Origin of the sequence: Mesorhizobium sp. M1D.F.Ca.ET.231.01.1.1 (genome assembly GCF_003999155.2) — a bacterium.
Taxonomy (GTDB): Bacteria; Pseudomonadota; Alphaproteobacteria; order Rhizobiales; family Rhizobiaceae; genus Mesorhizobium.
The window spans coordinates 211,147-231,325 of the sequence record NZ_RZOZ02000002.1; the positions used below are offsets into that span (position 1 = coordinate 211,147).

A 20,179-nucleotide genomic window follows, 5' to 3' on the forward strand; every position below is an offset into this window, starting at 1 on the left:
ATCCCGCGTCCTTTGCCGTTCAGGCCGCTTGCGTCGCGAACAGCCGGTCGTAAGCGGCGCCAAGCTGCTGCCGCTCCTGCAATGCCATCGGCTCGAGCGGCGGCCGAACCGTCAGCCAACGCTCGTCGCCGGTCTGTCGCGCCACCATGGCCTTCACCGCCGGAATGACCGGACGCCTGAGCAGCTCGAGGACGAAGCCCTCCACACGGGGATCGTCGCGCCCGCTCTCCACAATGGCGCAAAGCTCGCGACCGGCGAAATTGGCCATGCCGGAAATCGCGCCTTGACCGCCGATCCGCACCGCGGGCGCCAGATGCCGTTCGTCGCCGATCAGGATGATCAGGTCGCTATGCGCCTTGAGCAGCGCTTCGCTGTAGGCCCAATCGCCGCCGGAATCCTTGACCCCGGCGATGACGTCCGGATACGCCTTGCGCAGGCGGCCGATCAGGTCGAGCGACAGCTCCACTGTCGTGACCGAGGGGATGTTGTAGAGCAGCATGCCGCGGGCGAGCGCACCGAGCGCCGTGAATACGGCGGCAAACCAGCCGAACAGCCCGTCGTCGCCGACATTCTTGAAGTAGCTCGGCGGCGCCAGCAGGATGTTGCGGGCGCCGCGCTGCAAGGCCTGGCGGCACTGCTCCGCAGCGTCTTCCGCCGCATCGACCAGCACGCCGGCAACGAGCCGATCGGCCTGGATGCCTGCGGCAAGCATGGCGTTGATGACCGCCTGCCGCTCCGCCGTGCCGACCGAAGCGCCTTCACCAGTGGTGCCGAACAGCGTCACGCTGCTGCAACCGGCTTCGAGACAAGCCTTGGCATGGGCTGTCATCAGCGGGACGGCAATCCGCCCGGCGGCATCAAAGGGCGTTGTGAGCGCAACCGACAGACCAAAGCGCGAAGCCACCTGCAAAGTCTCCAATTCATCAATCTGCAGGCAGCATTATCATACTAACATGTTAGCTGTAAACAAGTCCGTTGATCACGTCGGCGGCGGCCAGAAATAAATTCACAATGCCTGTAGAGCCAATCCCGCCAATGCAGATCCCGCCAGCGTCGGCAGCATCCCGACCTTCAGCCTGAGCATGACGATCATCGCCGCCGCCGACAGCAGCGCGGCCCGCCAGTCGAGCGAGGACAGGACAGGTACCTCGACGCCCCAGCCGACGCTCACGACCTTGCCGAAGACGACATGCAGCGCGAACCACAGCGCCAGGTTCATGATGACGCCGACGACGGCAGCCGTGATCGCGCCGAGCGCCGCCGACAGCGCCTTGTTCTGCCGCAACTGCTCGATGTAGGGCGCGCCCAGGAATATCCAGAAGAAGCAGGGCACGAAGGTGGCCCAGAGCGTCAGCGCCGCCCCCAGCGATCCCGCAAGCAATGGGCTGACTGCCCCGGCATGGCGATAGGCGGCGGCGAAGCCGACGAATTGCAGCACCAGGATCAGCGGCCCGGGCGTCGTTTCGGCGAGCCCCAGCCCGTCGACCATTTCTCCGGGCGAAAGCCAGCCGAACGACGTCACCGCTGCCTGCGCGACATAGGCGAGCACCGCGTAGGCGCCGCCGAAGGTGACGACGGCCATCAGGCTGAAGAAGCCACCGATCTGCGCCCACACGCTTCCCGGGCCGGCAAGCAAGGCGATCAGCGCCACCGGGCCCAGCCAGATCGGCAGCCAGATGGCGATGGTGCGAACCGCATGCCATCTGCTCGGCACGGCGTGGCCGAGCTCGCCGCGCTCGAACATCAGATCGACCACGCCGCGACTGTCGGCAGCGGCGCTGCCCTTGCCGTGCGCCACGCCCGAAAACAGGCCCGGCGCAAAGCGGCTGCCGATCCAGCCGATCAGACCTGCCGCCAGCACGATCAGTGGGAACGGCAGCCTGGCGACATAGATGGCCAGGAAAGCCGCCACAGCGATCGCCACCATGACCCGGTTCTTCAGCGCCCGCTTGCCGATGCGGATCACCGCTTCGACGACGACGGCGAGCACCGCCGCCTTGATGCCGAAGAACAACGCCTCGATGACCGGCGCGTCATTGTAGAGCATGTAGAAACTGCTCAAGCCAAGCATGACCAGCGCACCGGGCAGCACGAACAATGTTCCGGCGACGAGGCCGCCGGCCGTCCGGTGCAGCAGCCAGCCGATATAGACGGCAAGCTGCTGCGCCTCGGGTCCCGGCAACAGCATGCAGTAGTTGAGCGCATGCAGGAAGCGCTCCTCGCCGATCCAGCGGCGCTCCTCGACCAGCTCCTTGTGCATCAGGGCGATCTGCCCGGCCGGCCCGCCGAAGGAGAGCAGTCCGATCTTCGCCCAGAGCCGCGTCGCCTCGCGGAAGCTCGGCATGACCGGGACTTCGGCCGGCTGCGCGGCGCCGTCTTTGGCAAGCACGGTCATTGTGGCTTGCCTCCGACCGGCCAGTTATGCGTCTCGTCGATGGCGTCGCGGCACCAGCGGAAGAAGGCGTCGTAGAGAAGCATGCCGGCTTCGAGATGTTCGAGATCTTCGCGGAACATGCGCGACAGCCCAAGCGAGGCGGCGAGGAACCCGGACGCCTGCGGCACGAGGTCGAGGCGCGCCGTGTCGGCCCCGCGCACGATCAGCGCCAGACGATCGAGCGCCTCGATGCGCAGGCCGAATTCCTCGATCATAGTGTCGAAGGTGCAGCGCTCACCGCGGTGGCTCCAGAACACGCCTTCGATGTCGAAGGGAACCGCGGCGAAGCGATCGGCCACCAGAGGCACCTCGGCCGGGTCGACGAACAGGAACACCGCCTTAGGATCGACGAAGCGGCGGATCAGCCACGGGCAGGCGATGCGGTCGACCTTCGGCCGGGAACGGGTGACCCAGACGGTGCGGCCCTTCTCGTCGCGCGGCGGCACCGCGCTGGCTGTGACCAATGGCGCCTTGGCAGCAGCCCAGGCCTCGAAGCCACCCTCCAGCGACTCCGCGGGAATGCCTTCGTGGCGCAGCCACGCCGCCACGCCCTGCGAGAGCTTCTGCCCTCTCTGGCAGATGACGGCGATTTTCGATCCGGAGAACGCGGCCGCCCAGGTCGAGACGGTTCTGAAATCGCGCCGGTAAGAAGCCGGCAGCAGGCGCGGGTCGGCTTGGTAGTCGTCGTCAATGCGTACATCGATGAGAACAGGTGCGTCCGGCAGGCCGACGAGACGGGAAAGCTGTGGAACGGTGATTGCGGTTGTTGATGGCATGGCGTCCACCTCCTGAAACGAAGAGAGTTTGGACGCGATCGTTGGGCTGACGCCTCACGGGGTCGTCGCGGGGAACCCCTTGACCAGAATGCTGGAACGCTCGCCTGCGATTGTCAAGAATCCAATTGCCGAGGAAGGCGTTCCCGCCCGCCGTCCTTTCCGCGAGCGCTGTTTCGGCTACTGCGCCGTCCAGCCGCCATCCATCGGCAGGGTCGTGCCGGTCATCTGCCTGGCGGCGTCCGAGCAGAGGAAGAGCGTCAGCGCCGCGAGTTCCTCGACGGTGACGAACTCCTTGGTCGGCTGCGCGGCTAAAAGCACGTCGTGCTTGACCTGCTCCTCGGTCATGCCGCGCGCCTTCATCGTGTCGGGGATCTGCTTCTCCACGAGCGGCGTCCAGACATAGCCGGGCGCGATGGCGTTGACGGTGATGCCGTCCTGCGCCACTTCCAGCGCCACTGTCTTGGTCAGGCCGGCAATGCCGTGCTTGGCCGAGACATAAGCCGACTTGAACGGCGAGGCGACCAGCGCGTGCGCCGACGCCGTGTTGATGATGCGGCCCCATTTGCGGCTCTTCATGCCGGGCAGCACCGCCTTGATGGCATAGAAGGCGGCAAGCAGGTTGATGCGGATGATCGCCTCCCACTTGTCGTCTGGAAACTCGTCGATCGGCGCGACATGCTGGATGCCGGCATTGTTGACCAGGATGTCGAGGCTGCCGAACGCCTCTTCGGCATCACGGATCATGGCGGTCACCGCCGCGCCGTCCATCATGTTGGCGTCCGAGTAGCGGCATTTGACGCCGAAGTCGTTCTCGATGCCGGCACGTTCCTTTTCGATCGCCGCGGCATCGCCCAGGCCGTTGATGGTGACGTTGGCGCCCTCGGCGGCAAAGGCGCGGGCGATTGCCAGCCCGATGCCGCTGGTCGAGCCGGTGACGAGCGCATTCTTCGAAGACAGGGAACCCATGGGAAATCTCGCGACAGGTGAGTGCAACTGCGAAGGCACATAGTTTGTGCACCGCAACATAACAATGTCATGACCAATGTCGTTGCGATTACAATGTTGTGATGCAGTCCGGGAGCCGAGAAGCTGGCGGGCGAGAGGGTGACATGGCACTGTCATGGTGCCGTGCAACATAATCCTCCTGCGCGTCTCGCGTGTGTCATTCCTGAGCCGATGGGTGAATAGCTTGGAAATCGCCGATGTCGTGAAGCGCGCCTATGCCATGCCGCTCACCAACCCGTCCTTCCCGCCCGGCCCATACCGCTTCTTCGACCGCGAATACATCATCATCACCTACCGCACGACACGCGAGGCGCTGGAAGCGGTGGTGCCGAAGCCGCTCGAGATCGACGAGCCGCTGGTCAAGTATGAGTTCATCCGCATGCCGGATTCGACCGGTTTCGGCGAGTACACCGAGACCGGCCAGGTGATCCCCGTGCGCTTCGGCGGCCAGCATGGCGGCTACGTCCATTCCATGTATCTCGACGACGACGCGCCGATCGCCGGCGGCCGCGAGCTCTGGGGTTTCCCGAAGAAGCTCGCCAGCCCCAAGATCGTGCATGAGGGCGAGGTGGTGGTGGGCACGCTGCATTATGGCAGCGTTCTGTGCGCCACCGGCACCATGGGTTACAAGCACCGCGAAGCCGACCATGATTCCGTGCTCGCCTCGCTCGCCGCGCCCAACTTCCTGATCAAGATCATCCCGCATGTCGACGGCAGCCCGCGCATCTGCGAGCTGGTACGCTACTACCTGACCGACGTGACGCTGAAGGAAGCCTGGACGGCGCCGGCCGCGCTCGACCTTCGGCCGCATGTCATGGCCGATGTGGCGAAGCTGCCAGTGCTCGAGGTGGTGTCGGCCGTCCACTTCACCGCCGACCTGACGCTTGGGCTCGGCGAAGTCGTCCACGACTATCTCCCTGAACAGTCGGCCGCCAGTGCAATCCAGCCGGAGAAGGCTCGTGCTTGAACGCACCCGAAGCGAGGCTATCGCCGCCACCATCCAGGAAATCTCGCAGCAATATGACCGCGTCGCTCTGGTCTTCCAGGGCGGCGGCGCGCTGGGCGCCTATCAGGCCGGCGTCTACCAGGCGCTTTCCGACGCCGGCTGCGAGCCGACCTGGCTGTCCGGCGTTTCGATCGGCGCGATCAACGCCTCGATCATCGCCGGCAACGAGCCGAGCCGGCGGCTGCGGCGTCTCGAGCAGTTCTGGCAGACGGTCTCGGGCCGCAAGATCTGGGCCTACACGCCCGAAGGCGACGTCTACCGCGACATCCGCAACCGCACCTCGTCATGGATGACGATGACCATGGGTCAGCCCGGCTTCTTCAAGCCGCGCAGTCCCAACCCATGGTTCCAGCCGCCGGGCGCGGATGGCGCGACCAGCTTCTACGACACCGCCGAGCTGAAGGAGACGCTGGAGAGCCTGATCGATTTCGATGTGCTGAACGACGGCAGGAAAAGGCTGAGCGTCGGCGCGGTCAATGTCAGGACCGGCAACTTCGTCTATTTCGACACCGACAAGGTGCGCATCGGACCGGAGCACATCATGGCGAGCGGCGCGCTGCCGCCGGCCTTCCCGTCGATCCGCATCGAGGGCGAGTATTACTGGGACGGCGGCATCGTCTCCAACACACCGCTGCAGTACCTGCTCGACCAGGAAGAGGACCGTTCCTCGCTGGTGTTCCAGGTCGATCTTTTCAGCGCCCGCGGCGCGCTGCCGCGCGGCATGGCCGAGGTGCTGTCGCGCCACAAGGATATCATGTATTCGAGCCGCACGCGCCAGAACACCGACAATTTCCAGCGCATCCATGCGCTGAAGATGAAGCTGCTCGATGCCCTCAAGCGCGTTCCACCGGAACTGCTGAAGGAGGGCGAGAGGGAGCTGATCGCCGACTATTCCGACGCCGGCGTGGTCAACATCGTCCACCTGATCTACCAGCACAAAGGCTATGAGGGCCACGCCAAGGACTATGAGTTCTCGGGCACCTCGATGCGCGAGCACTGGGAGATGGGCCTCGAGGACACCGAGCGCACGCTGCGCCACAAGCAGTGGCTGATGCTGCCGACCAATGTCGAAGGCGTCGCCATCCACGACCTGCATCGGGAAGATCCGACCTGATATTGTCGAAGGCAGGTTTTGCGCGCGGAAGGAAACCTTCACCGGCTTCGGTCAGCCCGATGCTGGGCGTCGGGTGTGCATCACGCGTTGGTCCGACGCGCCTCATAAAGGCGCACCGCCGACTCATCCGACAAGAGACACCCTGAGTTTCTGCGGCGCCTCGGCGAAAACCGCGGTGCAGGGCAACGCTTGGTAACGCCTTCGAACTGTGAAGTTCTGCTTGATAGCCCATCAACATTACCGCGAATAGGCGCTTGCGGAAAGCTGGCGTACATCCGGGCGAAAGCAAATGCGCCAGGCTCGATGGAGTGCCGCCGATGACCGCCGAAGCTGTTCCCTCTGCTATCGTTCCGTCGCAAGATCCCTGGCGCAGCCTGCTCTGGTTTGCGCCGCTCACGGCGCTATGGCTACTGCTGATCTACAGTTGGCCGGCGATACCGGGCAGCGGCATTCCGACCACGGCTCACCAACTCGCCGCCCACGGGCTCGTCGCACTGGGATTGTGGCTCGGCCTCGAACACACGAGCTTGACGCTGGGTCAACGCCGCGCGACCTGGCTGGCAATCATGATCCCGGACACCCTGTGGCTCGCCGTCGCCTGGAGCGCCGCTATCAACGGCGTCTTCCACCCGGACACCGCGTCTTTTCCGGTGTTGCCATCGGCGATCTTCCTGCCGGTGGTGATCGGCGCGCCGCTGCTGCTGTTCTCAAAACGGATTGGGCAGGTGCTCGATGCGATACCAGCGAACTGGCTCGTCACGCTTCAGCTCTACCGCATATTCGGCAGCTGGGCGATCGCGGCCTGGCTGCATGGTGGGCTGCCCGGCGTCTTCGCAATGCCGGCAGGCATCGGCGACATGCTGACCGGACTGCTCGCGCTGCCGGCGGCGATCGCCGTGGCGACCGGCACAGCCGGGGGCCGAAGGGCGGCAACTTTCTGGAATTTCATCGGACTGGCCGACTTCGCAGTCGCGATCACCATGGGAATGATTACCTCGCCCGGACCCTGGCAGCTGATCGTTCCGCATGTGCAGAGCATCGGTGCTGGCGATTACCCGGGCGTACTGACCCCTGCTTTCCGCCAAAAAGAAACGGCGCCGCGAACGGCGCCGCCTCTGATTTTCCGCTTCGAACGCTAGAACACCTGGCGGAACACCACGAAGAGGACGAAGGACAGCGCGATCGAGCAGGGCAGCGTGAGCACCCAGGCGAGCAAAAGGTTGCGCACGGTCGCCCACTGCAGGCCGGAGCCGTTCGCCGCCATCGTGCCGGCAACGCCGGACGACAGGACGTGGGTGGTCGACACCGGCAGGCCGAGACGGTCGGCAGCGCCGATCGTGATCATCGCGACCAGCTCGGCGGCGGCGCCCTGGCCATAGGTCAGGTGGCTCTTGCCGATCTTCTCGCCGACGGTGACGACGATGCGCTTCCAGCCGACCATGGTGCCTAGGCCGAGCGCCAGCGCCACGGCGATCTTCACCCACAGCGGGATGAACTTCGTCGCGTTGTCGACTGCCTTGTGATAGTCGGTCACCGCCTTCAGGTCCGCGTCCTGCATCGGCAGCAGCTTCTTCTTGTCGATCAGCTTCAGCGCTTCGCCGATCAGGTAGATATCGTTGCGGGCGTTGCTGACCAGGTCGGTCGGCACCTTGTCGATGCTGGCATAGGGCTGCAGTCCGGCGGTCGTGTTGTGGATGTAGGTCTGCAGCGCCACGGTCGTCTGATCGTTCCAGGTCTTGCTGCGCACAGCCTCCTGAACCGCGGCCTTGGCGTCGGCGACGGTGACGCCCGGCTTGGCGTACTTGCCCAGCGCCTGCTCGACGGCGACGGAAGCCGACTTGTAGGCTTCCAGATAGTTGATGTCCGGCGTGCGGTTGAGCGCATAGGCGGTCGGCACCACGCCGATCAGGATCAGCATGATCAAGCCCATGCCCTTCTGGCCGTCGTTCGAGCCATGCGCGAAGCTGACGCCAGTGCAGGTGAAGATCAGCAGGGCGCGGATCCACCACGGCGGCGGCGTGTTGCCCTTCGGGGCCTCGTAGAGCGCCGGATTGCGCACCAGAAGCTTCATCGCATAGAGCAGGATGGCGGCGGCGAAAAAGCCGACAAGCGGCGAGACAAGCAGCGACAGGCCGACATTGCTCGCCTGCCCCCACTCGACGCCGCTGGTGGCGCTTCCGGCCGGCGCCATGAACTGGTTGGCGAGGCCGACGCCGATGATCGAGCCGACCATCGTGTGCGAGCTGGACGCCGGCAGACCGAGGAACCAGGTGCCCAGGTTCCACAGGATCGCCGCCACCAAGAGCGCGAACACCATGGCGAAGCCTGACGAGGAGCCGACCTGCAGGATGAGCTCGACCGGCAGCAACGACAGGATGCCGAACGCCACCGCGCCGCTGGAGGTGAGCACGCCGAGGAAGTTGAAGACGCCGGACCACATGACGGCGAATTCCGCCGGCAGGGAGCGCGTGTAGATGACGGTGGCCACCGCATTGGCGGTGTCGTGGAAGCCGTTGACGAACTCGAAGCCGAGCGCGATCAGCAGGGCGATGCCGAGCAGGATCCAGGGCACCGTCTTGGCGATCGCCAGATCCTGGCTCAGCGCATAGCCGACATAGATCAGGCCGGCCAGAACCAGCACGCCGAAGGCCGGCAGGAACCATTTGGCGCCGCTCGATTGCTCTAATGGGTGATCCGGTCTCGGAATCCCCGCCTCACTGGAAACAACGTCCACCATGTCCCACTCCTTTTGCATTGCAGCAAAGAACCGGAAGAACGCTATGTCCCCAGGATGAAGCTGGTGTGACGCCTGCAACCTATCCGGCTATCCTGAGGAGCGAGGCCACCAGCAGCTTGCGCTCGTCCTCCGAAAGCACGTCGGAATCGAAAAGGTTCATGCTGCGCAGGCCTTCGATGGCGAGGAAGCAGACCAGCAGCGAGCCGAGGTCGTCCGTCTCCCCCTTCAGCCGTTCGAAAAGCTGCCGCTTGAAGGCATTTATCGGCGTCAGGAATTCCGGATCCTCGGCAATCGCGGAGAATATCCAGGTGGCCGAAGGTTTCGGCTTCTCGCAATCGTCGGCCGAGAGCCGAATGTAGGCCGCGAGCGCGCTTCCGTCGCCGGCCTCGGCCGTGCGTTCCTCGAGTGCCTTTTCAAAAGCATTGAGGTAGTTCTCGACCAGCCCCTGCATCAGCTTGGCCTTGGTCGGGAAGTTGTAAAGCAGGCCGCCCTTGGAGACGCCAGCGCGGCTGGCAACCGCGTCGAGCGACAGGCTTCCCGGACCCGCCTCGCGCGCCACGTCGGCGGCGGCGGCCAATATCCTGTCGCGCGAATTCGCCCTGCGAGCCTTCATCACCCCTCCACCTACATTAGCATATGCGGAATTGACAAGACCGTCCAGACGGTACAGTAAAGCGCCCGAAATTTGAAATCGGGACCCATCGCCGGTATGTGTCCCGGCATCGATTGTTTTGCCGGTTGCCGGCTCGAGGGGTCTGTTCGTGAAGCGCTTCGCCATCATTACCGGATTTCTGCTGCTGCTCGCTGTGGTCTGCGCCGGCATCGTCGGCTTCAACCTGTTTCGCGACAGTGCGATCAAGCAGTTTTTCGCCACCATGAAGCCGCCGGCCGCGACAGTGTCGACCGTTGTCGCGAAGCCCGCGAACTGGACGCCCGGCGTCGAGGCGATCGGCACCGTCAACGCCGTGCGCGGCGTCGACCTGACCGTCGAGACGGCCGGCATCGTCAAGGACATCCTCTTCCACGCCAACCAGAAGGTCGCGGCCGACGCCGTGCTCCTGCAGCTCGACGATGCCGTCGAGAAGGCCGACCTGGCGGCACAGAAGGCGCAGGCCGCCTCCTTCCAGGCGGCACTGACCCGCGCGCTCGAGTTGCAGCGGCGCGGCGTCGGCACGGACGCAACGCTTGACTTGGCGCGGGCAGCGGCAGTTGCCGCTGCCGCTCAGGTCAACAAGCTGCAGGCGGTGCTCGACCAGAAGCAGCTGTCGGCGCCGTTCAACGGCACGGTGGGCATTCCAAGGATCGATATCGGCCAATATCTGGCGCCGGGAACCCCGGTAGTGACTATCCAGGATCTGGACACGATGCGGGTCGACTTCACGGTTCCCGAACAGCAGCTGCCGTCGCTCAAGATCGGCCAGACCGTGCGGATCGGCTCGAGCGGCGCGGACATGCCGTTTGCCGGCTCCATTCGTGGTATCGACCCCAAGATCGACCCGGCGAGCCGGCTGGTGTCGATCCGAGGTGAGGTTGCCAATCCCGAGGGCAAGCTGACGCCTGGCCAGTTCGTGCAGATCCGCGTCGAGCTGCCGGAGGAAGACAACGTCATCTCCGTACCGCAGACGGCGGTGACGTCGAGCCTCTACGGCGACTTCGTTTTCGTGGTCGTGCCGGCCAAGCCCGCCGATGTCGGTACTGCCGCGCCGGCGAAACCGGAAGACCAGAAAGCCGGCGCGGAGAAGCCGGCCGGCGATGCCGCCAAGCCGCAAACCGATGCCTCGAAGCCCGCCTCCGACACGGCAAAGCCTGCCGACAACGCTAAGAAGCCGGCCGAGGCCGCGCAGCAGCCGGCGCTCGTTCTGTCGCAGGCATTCGTCAAGCTCGGCCGCCGCAACAACGGCATGGTCGAGATCACCGAGGGCCTGAAGGCCGGCGATCAGGTCGTGACCGCCGGTCAGAACCGGCTCTTCAACGGCATGTCGGTTGCCGTCGACAACACTATTGATCCCAGCAAATCGGCGAACAAGCAGGTTCAGCAATGAGCTTTTCCGATATCTTCATTCGCCGGCCCGTGCTGTCGACGGTGCTGGCCTGCATGATCCTGCTCCTGGGCTTCCAGGCCATCTTCAACCTGTCGATCCGCCAGTATCCGAAGGTGGATGAGACGGCGATCACCATCACCACGGCCTATCCCGGCGCCAGCGCCGACCTGATCCAGGGCTTCATCTCCGCGCCGATCGCGCGTGCCGTCGCCTCGACCGAGAACATCGACTACGTGACCTCGTCGAGCCGCCCCTCTTCGAGCACCGTGACCGTGCAGATGAAGCTCGGCTCCAATCCCGACGTTGCGCTGACCGAGGTGCTGTCCAAGGTTCAGGGCGTGCGCGGCACGCTGCCGGATGCCTCCAAGGACCCGGTGATCATCAAGGGCACCGGCCAGCAGTTCGCGATGATGTACATCTCGATGCAGAATCCGAACATGACCAAGGAGCAGCTCACCGAATACATCGAGCGCGTCGTTCGACCACGCATTTCGACGGTGGAAGGCGTAGCCGATGTCCAGATCTTTGGCGCCGAGGAATATTCGATGCGCGTCTGGATCGATCCGGTCAGGCTTGCCGCCCGCGGCGCCACCGCCGCCGACGTGCTGACCGCGATCAACAACTCCAACTTCCTTTCGGCGCCCGGCAACACCCAGAACGAATATGTGGTCTCGTCGATCACGGTTCACTCGACCTTGCAGACGCCGGAAGCCTTCTCCCAGCTGCCGATCCGCTCGACGGATGGGCAGGTGGTGCGCCTGCGTGACGTGGCGCGCGTCGAGCTCGGCGCTGCCAGCACCGACACCAGGGTGAGCTTCAACGGCAAGCCCGGCACGTTCCTCGCCATCTTCCCGACGCCGGCGGCCAACCCGCTGACGACGGCGGCGGCAGTCACCAAGCTCGTGCCGGTGATTCAGGAGACGCTGCCGAAAGGCATGACGATCGAGGTCGTCTACGATTCCACCGAGCAGATCAGCGCCTCGATCGAAGAGGTGTTCAAGACCATCGTCGAGGCGGTTGCCATCGTCATCGTCGTCATCCTGTTGTTCCTCGGCTCGTTCCGCTCGGTGATGATGCCGATCGTGACCATCCCGCTGTCGCTGATCGGCGTCTGTTTCATCCTGTTTGCCGTCGGCTACTCGATCAACCTTCTGTCGCTGCTGGCCATGGTGCTGGCTATCGGCCTCGTCGTCGACGACGCCATCGTGGTGGTGGAGAACATCCACCGCCACATGGAAGAAGAAGGCATGTCGCCGATGCAGGCGGCCTTCAACGGCATGCGCGAGATCTTCTCGGCCATCGTCGCCATGACCATCACGCTGGCCGCCGTGTTCGCACCGCTGGCCTTCACCGGCGGCCTGACCGGGGCATTGTTCCGCGAATTCGCGGTGACGCTGGCCGGCTCCGTGGTCTTGTCCGGCCTTATCGCCGTCACCATCACACCGATGATGTCGGCGCGCCTCTTGAAGCCTGGCGTGCATGGCCGCTTCCAGCGCATCGTCGACGGCACCTTCAGTCGGGTCGAGCGCGTCTACGAGCGGGCAGTCACCGCCTCGCTCAGGAACAGGCCGGTTACCTTTATCATCGTCCTCGCGCTGGTGGCGCTCACCGGCTTCATGTTTACCAAGACCTCGACCGAATTGGCGCCGGAAGAAGACCAGGGCTTCCTGCTCTCGATCGTGACCGCGCCGCGCTACGCCACCTCGGACTACACCGAGACCTACGTCAACCAGATCCTCGGTCTTGTGAAGGACATTCCAGAAACGCGGGCGCAGTTCTCGGCGGTCGCCTTCGGCGGCGCCACCAACGGCGCCTTTGTCGGCTTCGCCTTCAAAGACTGGGCCGAACGCCAGCGCAGCTCGAAGGAAATCCAGGCCGACATCACCGGTCGCTTGGCCAAGGTCGCGGGCGTCGAGGCTTTCGTCTTCGCGCCACCCACACTGCCTGGCTCGGGCGGCGGCTTGCCGATCTCCATGGTGGTCCGCTCGACCGGCGATCCGTCCGAGGTCTTCGACCAGGCCGAGAAGATCAAGAACAAGGCGCAGGCTTCCGGCCGCTTCATCGTCGTCCAGAACTCGATGTCCTACGACGCGCCGCAAGTGACGGTGACAATTGACCGCGAGCGAGCGGCGGCACTGAACCTGCCGATCGCCGATATCGGCAACACGTTGACGCTGCTTGTCGGCGGCGCCGAGGTGGCGCAGTTCGACCGCGACTCCAACAGCTATGACATCATCCCGCAGGTGCCGCAGGAATTCCGCGACAATCCGGCCAAGCTCGGCGAGTATTTCGTGCGTAGCGTCGACGGCAAGATGGTGCCGCTGTCGGCCGTGGTGAAAATCTCGACCAACGCCTCGCCGGCGGCGATCGAGCAGTTCAACCAGCTGAACTCGGCCACGATCTCCGCCCTGCCCCTGCCCGGCGTGACCACCGGCGACGGGCTGAAGGTGCTGGAAGACCTCGCCAGGGAAACGCTTCCCGACACCTTCTTCATCGACTATTCCGGCCAGTCGCGGCAGGAAAAGGAGCAGGGCAACACCATCCTGATCGCCTTTGCGGCCGCCGTGGTCGTCATCTACCTGGTGCTGGCCGCCCAGTTCGAGAGCTTCCGCGATCCGCTTATCATCATGATGGCCGTGCCGCTCTCGATCTTCGGCGCCATCGTGCCGCTCAACATCGGGCTCGGCACGCTCAACATCTACACGCAGGTCGGACTGATCACGCTGATCGGCCTCATCACCAAGCACGGCATCCTGCTTGTTGAGTTCGCCAATCAGCAGCGCGAGGTCCATGGCATGCGGCGCCGTGACGCCATCATCGCCTCGGCCAAGGTGCGCCTGCGGCCGATCCTGATGACGACGGCGGCGATGGCGCTCGGCGTCGTGCCGCTGATCATCTCCAGCGGCGCCGGCGCCGCGGCCCGCTACTCGATGGGTCTGGTGATCTTCACCGGTATCCTCGTCGGCACGATGTTCACGCTGTTCGTCGTGCCCATGTTCTACACCTTCATCGCCAGCAAGGATCTTCCGCATCTCGCCGAGAAGCCGGATCCGAAGCTGATGCCGGCGCTGCCGACCTGACGACAAGACGAGTTCGAAAAACAAAAGAGGCCGGAATATTTCCGGCCTCTTTTTTTGGCGGTCGCCCCGCTGCTTCGACGTGTCCGCCGAAGGCGGCAACCAGCCTGCTACTTGACCCAGCCCGCTACTTGACGATCACGATGCTGGTATTGGCCGGGCCGAAAGCCTCGACGAGCTGGTAGAAATCGGCCGCGGCATCGGGATGCAGCCGCACGCAGCCATGCGAGGCCGGACTACCGAGCCGCTTGATGGCGTAGGTTGCGTGCACGGCGTAGCCGCCGCTGAAGAACACCGAATGCGGCATCGGCGCGTTGTCGTACTTCTTCGAATACCACATCTCATGCAGGCGGGTCGGCTTGAACGACCCCGTCGGCGTGATGTGCCCCCTGTCGCCCGTCGACACTTTCCAGGTGAAAGTCGGCCGGCCGTCGACCGTGACTTCCATGATCTGCTGCGACAGCGAAACCCGGGCGACGATCTGGTTGGCGTGAGCGGCATTGCTGCCGAAGAGCAGTGCCGCGCGTGTGAGCGCGGCGGCCGAGACGTTGATGAGCTTGGCGGAAATGGCAGTGTGCATGACGATCCCTCTCTTTATGCCGGTCCGGCCGGCTTCAATTTCGATGGGCCGTCTTATCGTGGGCGCCTGTTTCAAGGCTATTTCGCTTGATGCTCGCTTCTGTTTCGAATCTGTTTCCCGAGGTTAACGGCGCCGCTGACGAAATCGGCTCGCGGATCCGGGTATGATTAACGAAAAATTGGGGGAAGCTGGCAAACGAAAACGCGTATGGCCTTGATGCGAAAAGTCGTTTCGCCGATCTCGAAACCGGGTTGCAACAAAGCGCGGCTCGCGCGGCATGATGCGGATACAGGCCGGCGGCAATGTCGACGCAACGGGAACAGACACGCAAACGAAAATGGGCAGGAAATCGAAACCACGCACCTGGCTTCTCAGGATCGGCGTCGCGGCGATCATCCTCGGTGGCCCCGCCGGCACTGTCGCCGGCAACCCGGTGACGACGCTTGGCGCCCTGAATTTTGGCGCCCTGAATTTTGGCGCCCTGAATTTTGGCGCCCTGAATTTTGGCGCCATGAATTCCGGCGAGGTTTCGACGCTGCACGCTGCACTGTTCATCGCCACGGTCTGGATTGTTTCCAGCCTGCGCGTCCACCGGCTGAAGGCCCTCTGGCGGGTCGGCCTTTGGTTGATGAGGACTCGCGGCCCCTCCGGCTACTTGCTGCCGAGAGGACCGAAGGCCCGCGCCGCAGCGGGGGGCTCCGTCAGCGGCGCGGGCGCTTCGGGAGTTTCCTGAAGCACCAATACATATCGATTTAGGGGGTAACGACATGAACACCAGATTTGCAGCTTCCGTGCTTTCGGCACTGCTCTACGCGCAAGGACTGCTCGGCTTTGCCGCGCTCGCAACGGTGCTGCTCAAGGAGCGCGCCCATGTCGAAATCACCGCCAGCGCGGACCTGCCCTCGGGTCCCTCGGTGCTGGTGGTGCGATAGGCGCGAGCCTCGGACCCAAAAAGTGCGAAGCGGCTTTGGGGCAATCCGATGCAGGATCAAGGAAGAACCCTGGCCACCCTCGGTTCAGTCGGTGCGCGACGTCGGCGGATCGAAGCGGTAGCCGGCGCCCCTGATGGTGGTGATGGTCTCCGTATCGAGCTTGCGACGCAGCCTCACGATGCGCGAATCGATCGAGCGGTCGAAGGCATCGGCATTCTCGGCGGGCGCGGCGGCAATGATGTCGTCGCGCGTCAGCACCTTTCGCGGGCTCGCCAGAAACAGCCTGAGCAGCGCCACCTGCCCCGGCGAGAGCTGATCCTCGGCGCCGGAGCGATGCATGACCATAGCCGACCTCAAGTCGACGGTGGCGTTCTCCAGCACAATCAGTTCCTGGGTGTTGCGGCCCCGCCGCGTCAGCAGGCCGCCGATACGCGCCGCCAGCTCGCGCACGTTGAGCGGGCTTTCGATCACGTCGGCGGCGCCGAGCTCCAGCGCCAGCACCTTGTCGACGAGATCGGCGGGCCGGCAGATCAGGATGAAGTCGGAGCCACCCTCGCCGCCCCCACCTTGGCTACTATAGCGCTTGAGCAGTTCGCGCCCCTCCGCCTGGGTCACGTCGTCACCGACGACCACGACGTCGATGCCCCCTGCCGAAAGCAGCGACTCGGCCTCCCAGGGCTGGCGCGCCAGGCGCACGTCGTGCCCGCGCCGCTCGAGATGGTCGGCAAGGTCGCCGGCCACCACTTCGGCTACGGACACAAGCGCGACGACGGATCGTGCTGCCATTTTTCTCCACCCCGCCACAGACAACTTGAGATGAGCGCTGGACATCATGTTTATACCCAATCTACTTTCCGCTGAAAGCGGGAGCGAGACCATTGTGAAGGCGCGCGTTATCGTCGTCGAGGACGAGCCGGACCTGAGGGAAGCGGTTGCCGAGTATCTCGGCGCCAGCGGCTATGACGTCGCCACGGCCGAGAATGCCGCGGCGGCGCGCAGCCTGCTCGAGGCGCAGCCCTTCCACCTCGCCATCCTCGACATCGCCATGCCCGGCGAGGACGGCCTGTCGCTCGGCCGCTGGCTGCGCTCCAGGACGCAGATCGGCATCATCTATGCCACCGCCGCCGGCACCGCGCTCGACCGCATCGTCGGCCTGGAGCTCGGCGCCGACGACTACATCGTCAAGCCCTACGAGTTGCGCGAAGTGCTGGCGAGGGTCCGCAGCGTGTTGCGCCGCGTGCCGCAGCCGGTCGCTCCGCAGGCCGCGAAGGCCGAGGCCGGCACGCGCCGCTTCATGAATTTTGGCGGCTTCCAGGCCGATTTCGACGGCAGGCTGGTGACCGGCGCCAATGGCGCGGTCATCGAGATGGCCAAGAGCGAGTTCGACGTGCTGGAAGTCTTCCTCACCCGCGCCAACCGGCTTTTGACGCGGGCCGCGATCTCGGAGGCGATCGGCTTTGTCGAGGACCCTGAGTCTTCGCGCGCGGTCGACATCCGCATCATGCGCCTGAGGAAAAAGATCGAGGCGGACCCCGCTAATCCGAAATTCCTGCGTACGGTGCGCGGCGAAGGCTATATCTTCTCGCTGCCGACCGGCGACGGCAACTGACTCCGGCGCCGCGCATCCTTCCGGATACGCGACGGACGCTGTAGCATGCCGATCCAGCGCATGGCTCCCGAAAACCGCGATCGATTTTCGGGGCTTGTGTACTGGATTTCATGGTTTACCGATATGCCCCGGGGATGACGTTCGACGATGACAGCTGAGGCCGCACGGATGGACATGCACGGCTCCCGCCAGGGCGCCGCGATGGCGGCTGTCCATGTCGTGCGCCGACTTCGCGAGGCGGGCGACTGGCAGCGCGAGATGGAGGGCATACTGGAAACGCTGTGCCGCTCGATGGACTGCCAGCGCGGCATTCTCTTCCGTTTGCGCGAACTGCCGGGCCAGGGCTTTGCCCAGTCCGTTTCGGCCTACTGGATCGACCCGGAGTTCGGCGGTGAGCTGGCATCGCCCACCGTGATCGTGCAATCGCTCATCAACTCGGATCCGCTGCTGGAACGGCTGCAGGAAGACGAGCGCCAGGGCAAGGTCTTTGCCGGCCACACGCGCAACCTCGACGGTTTTCTGCGGACGGATTTCGAGAAGCAGAACATCAAGTCCTTCCTGTCGGTCTCGGTCTTCGCCCACGGCCATCTCTGGGGCACGCTGGCCGTCAACGACTGCGTGGCCGAGCGCGAATGGACGGACGAGGAAGAAGCGACGCTCCACATCATCGCTTTAGCCATCGGCGACGCCATCGAACACTCCCCGTCCGAGGCGCATGCCAGCGAAGTCATCCGCCGCACCATGCTGCAGGCTTCGCTCGACGCCATCATCGTCATCGACGAGGCGGGCTCGATCATCGAATTCAATCCCGCGGCCGAGAAGATGTTCGGCTTCCCGCGCAGCAACATCCTCGGCAAGGACCTGCTCGACACCATCGTGCCGATCTACTACCGCAAGGGCTATGCCTCGGGGGCCGAATACATGTCGGGCCGTGGCGCGCCGATGGTCGGCCAGCGGATGGAGACCGTCACCCAGAATGCCGCCGGCGAGGTCTTTCCGATCGAACTGACGGCGACCGAGATGCGTGTCGCCGACCGCCGCCTGATCTTCGGCTCGATCCGCGACCTGCGCGAGAAGCTGCACGCCGAGGAAGAGATCAACCGCCAGCGCGAGAAGCTGCACCAGAACGAAAAGATGGCGGCGATGGGCTCGCTGCTCGCCGGCGTCTCGCATGAGCTCAACAACCCCCTGGCGGTGGTGGTCGCGCAATCGACCCTGCTGCATGAATTCGCGACCGACCCGCAGACCAAGGTGCGGGCCGAAAAGGTGCGCGCGGCCGCCGAACGCTGCGGGCGCATCGTCAAGAGCTTCCTCTCGATGGTGCGTCTGCATCCGACCGAGCAGGCCGAAACCGACCTCAACCAGGTGATGCGCTCGGCGCTCGAGGTGACCGCCTACGGCGCGCGCTCCACCGGCATCATCATCGACACCGACTTCGCCAACGGCCCGCTGCTCGCCATGGCGGACGCCGACCATGTCACGCAGGTCGCGGCCAACTTCCTCATCAACAGCCAGCACGCGCTGGCTGGCATCACCGGCGAACGGCGCATCAAGGTGCGGACCTTTCGCAGCGAGCGCGGCAATCCCGGGTTCTCCGTCGAAGACAACGGACCCGGCATTCCCCAGGCGATCCGCTCGCGCATCTTCGAATCCTACTTCACCACCAAGCCGGTCGGCGTCGGCACCGGCATCGGCCTGTCGATCTCGAAATCGATCGTCGAGCGCCACAACGGCAACATCTGGTTCGAAGAGGTTGACCCGCATGGCGCGCGCTTCGTCGTCCAGTTGCCGGCCATTGCCGGCGATGCGGCAAGGGCAGGCGAAAGTCCAGTCCGATCGAGCGGGCTGCGCCACGCGCTGATCATCGACGACGAGCCCGACGTCGCCGCTTCGCTCTCGGATATACTGGAGCTGATGGGGGTCAAGTCACGTATCGTGCCGAGCTGGACGTCCGCCGGCGAGGTGCTGAGCGGCCAGATACCGCCGCACATCGTCTTTTCCGACCTGCGCATGCCGGGCACCAGCGGCATATCGATCTATCGCGAGCTGCTTGCTGAACAGCCGGAGCTGGCGCAGCGTTTCGTGCTGGTCACCGGCGACCTTGTCGGCGCCAAGGCGGAGATCGACGCGCTGCCGCCGCAGCAGCGGCCGCAGATTCTGGAGAAGCCTTTCTCGACGCTCGACGTCCGCGGCGTCCTTTCCGCCATTGCCGATCAGGCGGCCGTGGAAGGCTGAAATTCTGCGCCCCCAGGGTCTGTTGAGATTCCGGTCAGGCCGGCCTCACCCGAATATCGACAGGTCCAAAAAAGAGGCTCCCGACCGACTTTGCGGCGGGAGCCTGACTGGAGCGCGGAGGGTGCGCTCAGGGGAGCCTCAAAAAACGTTCGGGGTGTTGGTGAGCGGCGCGGCGTTGGCGATCATGCGCACCGCGTGGGCCCTGTGTTGACCGGACTGCTCGGCGATCGCGCGCAGGCACTCTGGGCTTTCGGCGCCCCAGTTCTGGCCTTTGCAGGCGAAGTCGACCTGCGGCTGCGGCAGGCGCGCGGTCTTGAGCGTGGTCGGCGCGCCTTCCACGACATTGGCCGGAGGATTGATCGAAGCGAAAGCGGGACCGGCGGCAGGCGCGAGCACCATGCTGGTAAAGGCCGTGGCGCCCAACAGCATGAACATCGCCATCGGATGGTCGCTGGCGCGCTGGCGCAACGCCAGCTTCGGCCGGCGGTCATTACGCTCGGGGCCATGGGCACGGCGGCTGCTGTCGGCGATCCGGACTTTCGTAAACATCGGCGGTTCCCTTCGTTATCTTTCTTTTCCTTTATGAAACGAACGTACGCGCACTGCGTAACGAGCGAATGGTAGGGCGCGAT

At 64.6% G+C, this 20,179-nt stretch carries 18 protein-coding genes; 8 read left to right on the forward strand and 10 right to left on the reverse strand.

Annotation, left to right across the window (positions count from 1 at the left end):
- Window positions 1–19: 19 nt before the first annotated feature.
- The 4 genes from EN874_RS07385 to EN874_RS07400 all read right to left on the reverse strand — a co-directional run bounded on the left by EN874_RS07385 (window position 20) and on the right by EN874_RS07400 (window position 4,176).
- Complete coding sequence (locus EN874_RS07385; protein WP_127426007.1) at window positions 20–904, reverse strand: dihydrodipicolinate synthase family protein; 885 nt, start codon at window positions 902–904, stop codon at window positions 20–22.
- Between the two features lie 102 nt (window positions 905–1,006).
- Window positions 1,007–2,395 carry a chromate efflux transporter gene (gene chrA, locus EN874_RS07390; protein WP_127426006.1) on the reverse strand — a complete coding sequence of 463 codons (1,389 nt, stop codon included), beginning with the start codon at window positions 2,393–2,395 and terminating at the stop codon, window positions 1,007–1,009.
- Window positions 2,392–3,210 carry a sulfurtransferase/chromate resistance protein gene (locus EN874_RS07395; RefSeq protein WP_127426005.1) on the reverse strand — a complete coding sequence of 273 codons (819 nt, stop codon included), beginning with the start codon at window positions 3,208–3,210 and terminating at the stop codon, window positions 2,392–2,394. Before EN874_RS07395 ends, chrA begins: the two co-directional genes overlap by 4 nt.
- 177 nt (window positions 3,211–3,387) lie before the next feature.
- Entirely contained in the window at window positions 3,388–4,176 is a 789-nt protein-coding gene (locus EN874_RS07400) for a 3-hydroxybutyrate dehydrogenase (RefSeq protein WP_127426004.1), read from the reverse strand.
- A gap of 223 nt (window positions 4,177–4,399) precedes the next feature.
- Here EN874_RS07400 and EN874_RS07405 point away from each other — a divergent pair, with 223 nt between their 5' ends.
- The 3 genes from EN874_RS07405 to EN874_RS07415 all read left to right on the forward strand — a co-directional run bounded on the left by EN874_RS07405 (window position 4,400) and on the right by EN874_RS07415 (window position 7,474).
- A complete protein-coding gene (locus EN874_RS07405) occupies window positions 4,400–5,182 on the forward strand; it encodes an acetoacetate decarboxylase (protein ID WP_127426164.1) in 783 nt (260 codons plus the stop codon).
- Complete coding sequence (locus EN874_RS07410; RefSeq protein ID WP_127426003.1) at window positions 5,175–6,335, forward strand: patatin-like phospholipase family protein; 1,161 nt, start codon at window positions 5,175–5,177, stop codon at window positions 6,333–6,335. The genes EN874_RS07405 and EN874_RS07410 overlap by 8 nt, the downstream gene beginning before the upstream one ends.
- Before the next feature lie 317 nt (window positions 6,336–6,652).
- Window positions 6,653–7,474 carry an MFS transporter gene (locus EN874_RS07415; protein ID WP_127426002.1) on the forward strand — a complete coding sequence of 274 codons (822 nt, stop codon included), beginning with the start codon at window positions 6,653–6,655 and terminating at the stop codon, window positions 7,472–7,474.
- Here the strand turns inward: EN874_RS07415 and EN874_RS07420 are convergent.
- Complete coding sequence (locus EN874_RS07420) at window positions 7,471–9,072, reverse strand: inorganic phosphate transporter (protein ID WP_126087254.1); 1,602 nt, start codon at window positions 9,070–9,072, stop codon at window positions 7,471–7,473. The genes EN874_RS07415 and EN874_RS07420 overlap by 4 nt on opposite strands.
- 79 nt (window positions 9,073–9,151) lie before the next feature.
- Window positions 9,152–9,685 carry a TetR family transcriptional regulator gene (locus EN874_RS07425; protein WP_126087253.1) on the reverse strand — a complete coding sequence of 178 codons (534 nt, stop codon included), beginning with the start codon at window positions 9,683–9,685 and terminating at the stop codon, window positions 9,152–9,154.
- A 148-nt stretch (window positions 9,686–9,833) separates the two neighbouring features.
- Between EN874_RS07425 and EN874_RS07430 the strand changes: the two genes are divergently transcribed.
- Both EN874_RS07430 and EN874_RS07435 read left to right on the forward strand, forming a co-directional pair.
- On the forward strand, window positions 9,834–11,114 hold the full coding sequence (locus EN874_RS07430; RefSeq protein WP_245513508.1) for an efflux RND transporter periplasmic adaptor subunit: 1,281 nt from the start codon (window positions 9,834–9,836) through the stop codon (window positions 11,112–11,114).
- A complete protein-coding gene (locus EN874_RS07435) occupies window positions 11,111–14,194 on the forward strand; it encodes an efflux RND transporter permease subunit (RefSeq protein ID WP_127426001.1) in 3,084 nt (1,027 codons plus the stop codon). Before EN874_RS07430 ends, EN874_RS07435 begins: the two co-directional genes overlap by 4 nt.
- Before the next feature lie 124 nt (window positions 14,195–14,318).
- Here the strand turns inward: EN874_RS07435 and EN874_RS07440 are convergent, their stop codons facing one another.
- On the reverse strand, window positions 14,319–14,771 hold the full coding sequence (locus EN874_RS07440; RefSeq protein WP_127426000.1) for a L,D-transpeptidase: 453 nt from the start codon (window positions 14,769–14,771) through the stop codon (window positions 14,319–14,321).
- Between the two features lie 34 nt (window positions 14,772–14,805).
- The gene (locus EN874_RS34045; RefSeq protein WP_189429039.1) at window positions 14,806–15,363 is read right to left on the reverse strand and encodes a hypothetical protein; all 558 of its coding nucleotides are present in this window, start codon (window positions 15,361–15,363) and stop codon (window positions 14,806–14,808) included.
- Window positions 15,364–15,538: 175 nt separating this feature from the next.
- Here EN874_RS34045 and EN874_RS33635 point away from each other — a divergent pair, with 175 nt between their 5' ends.
- Complete coding sequence (locus tag EN874_RS33635; protein ID WP_168247406.1) at window positions 15,539–15,703, forward strand: hypothetical protein; 165 nt, start codon at window positions 15,539–15,541, stop codon at window positions 15,701–15,703.
- An 84-nt stretch (window positions 15,704–15,787) separates the two neighbouring features.
- Here the strand turns inward: EN874_RS33635 and EN874_RS07450 are convergent, their stop codons facing one another.
- Window positions 15,788–16,489, reverse strand: a complete 702-nt coding sequence (locus EN874_RS07450; protein ID WP_127425998.1) for a response regulator transcription factor — start codon at window positions 16,487–16,489, stop codon at window positions 15,788–15,790.
- Between the two features lie 94 nt (window positions 16,490–16,583).
- Between EN874_RS07450 and EN874_RS07455 the strand changes: the two genes are divergently transcribed.
- Window positions 16,584–17,312, forward strand: coding sequence for a response regulator transcription factor (locus tag EN874_RS07455; RefSeq protein WP_168247407.1), 729 nt, complete (start codon window positions 16,584–16,586; stop codon window positions 17,310–17,312).
- 147 nt (window positions 17,313–17,459) lie between these two features.
- Complete coding sequence (locus tag EN874_RS07460; protein WP_168247408.1) at window positions 17,460–19,547, forward strand: ATP-binding protein; 2,088 nt, start codon at window positions 17,460–17,462, stop codon at window positions 19,545–19,547.
- 138 nt (window positions 19,548–19,685) lie between these two features.
- On the opposite strand, the gene EN874_RS07465 is transcribed toward EN874_RS07460, so the two are convergent.
- Complete coding sequence (locus tag EN874_RS07465) at window positions 19,686–20,096, reverse strand: hypothetical protein (protein WP_127425997.1); 411 nt, start codon at window positions 20,094–20,096, stop codon at window positions 19,686–19,688.
- Between the last annotated feature and the right edge of the window lie 83 nt (window positions 20,097–20,179).

What these genes read in the sequence shown, in the direction of transcription:
- chrA (WP_127426006.1), bottom strand. Translation starts at nt 2,395, where the DNA reads ATGACCGTGCTTGCCAAAGACGGCGCCGCGCAGCCGGCCGAAGTCCCG.
- EN874_RS07395 (WP_127426005.1), bottom strand. Translation starts at nt 3,210, where the DNA reads ATGCCATCAACAACCGCAATCACCGTTCCACAGCTTTCCCGTCTCGTC.
- EN874_RS07400 (WP_127426004.1), bottom strand. Translation starts at nt 4,176, where the DNA reads ATGGGTTCCCTGTCTTCGAAGAATGCGCTCGTCACCGGCTCGACCAGC.
- EN874_RS07415 (WP_127426002.1), top strand. Translation starts at nt 6,653, where the DNA reads ATGACCGCCGAAGCTGTTCCCTCTGCTATCGTTCCGTCGCAAGATCCC.
- EN874_RS07420 (WP_126087254.1), bottom strand. Translation starts at nt 9,072, where the DNA reads ATGGTGGACGTTGTTTCCAGTGAGGCGGGGATTCCGAGACCGGATCAC.
- EN874_RS07425 (WP_126087253.1), bottom strand. Translation starts at nt 9,685, where the DNA reads ATGAAGGCTCGCAGGGCGAATTCGCGCGACAGGATATTGGCCGCCGCC.
- EN874_RS07435 (WP_127426001.1), top strand. Translation starts at nt 11,111, where the DNA reads ATGAGCTTTTCCGATATCTTCATTCGCCGGCCCGTGCTGTCGACGGTG.
- EN874_RS07440 (WP_127426000.1), bottom strand. Translation starts at nt 14,771, where the DNA reads ATGCACACTGCCATTTCCGCCAAGCTCATCAACGTCTCGGCCGCCGCG.
- EN874_RS33635 (WP_168247406.1), top strand. Translation starts at nt 15,539, where the DNA reads ATGAACACCAGATTTGCAGCTTCCGTGCTTTCGGCACTGCTCTACGCG.
- EN874_RS07450 (WP_127425998.1), bottom strand. Translation starts at nt 16,489, where the DNA reads ATGGCAGCACGATCCGTCGTCGCGCTTGTGTCCGTAGCCGAAGTGGTG.
- EN874_RS07460 (WP_168247408.1), top strand. Translation starts at nt 17,460, where the DNA reads ATGACAGCTGAGGCCGCACGGATGGACATGCACGGCTCCCGCCAGGGC.
- EN874_RS07465 (WP_127425997.1), bottom strand. Translation starts at nt 20,096, where the DNA reads ATGTTTACGAAAGTCCGGATCGCCGACAGCAGCCGCCGTGCCCATGGC.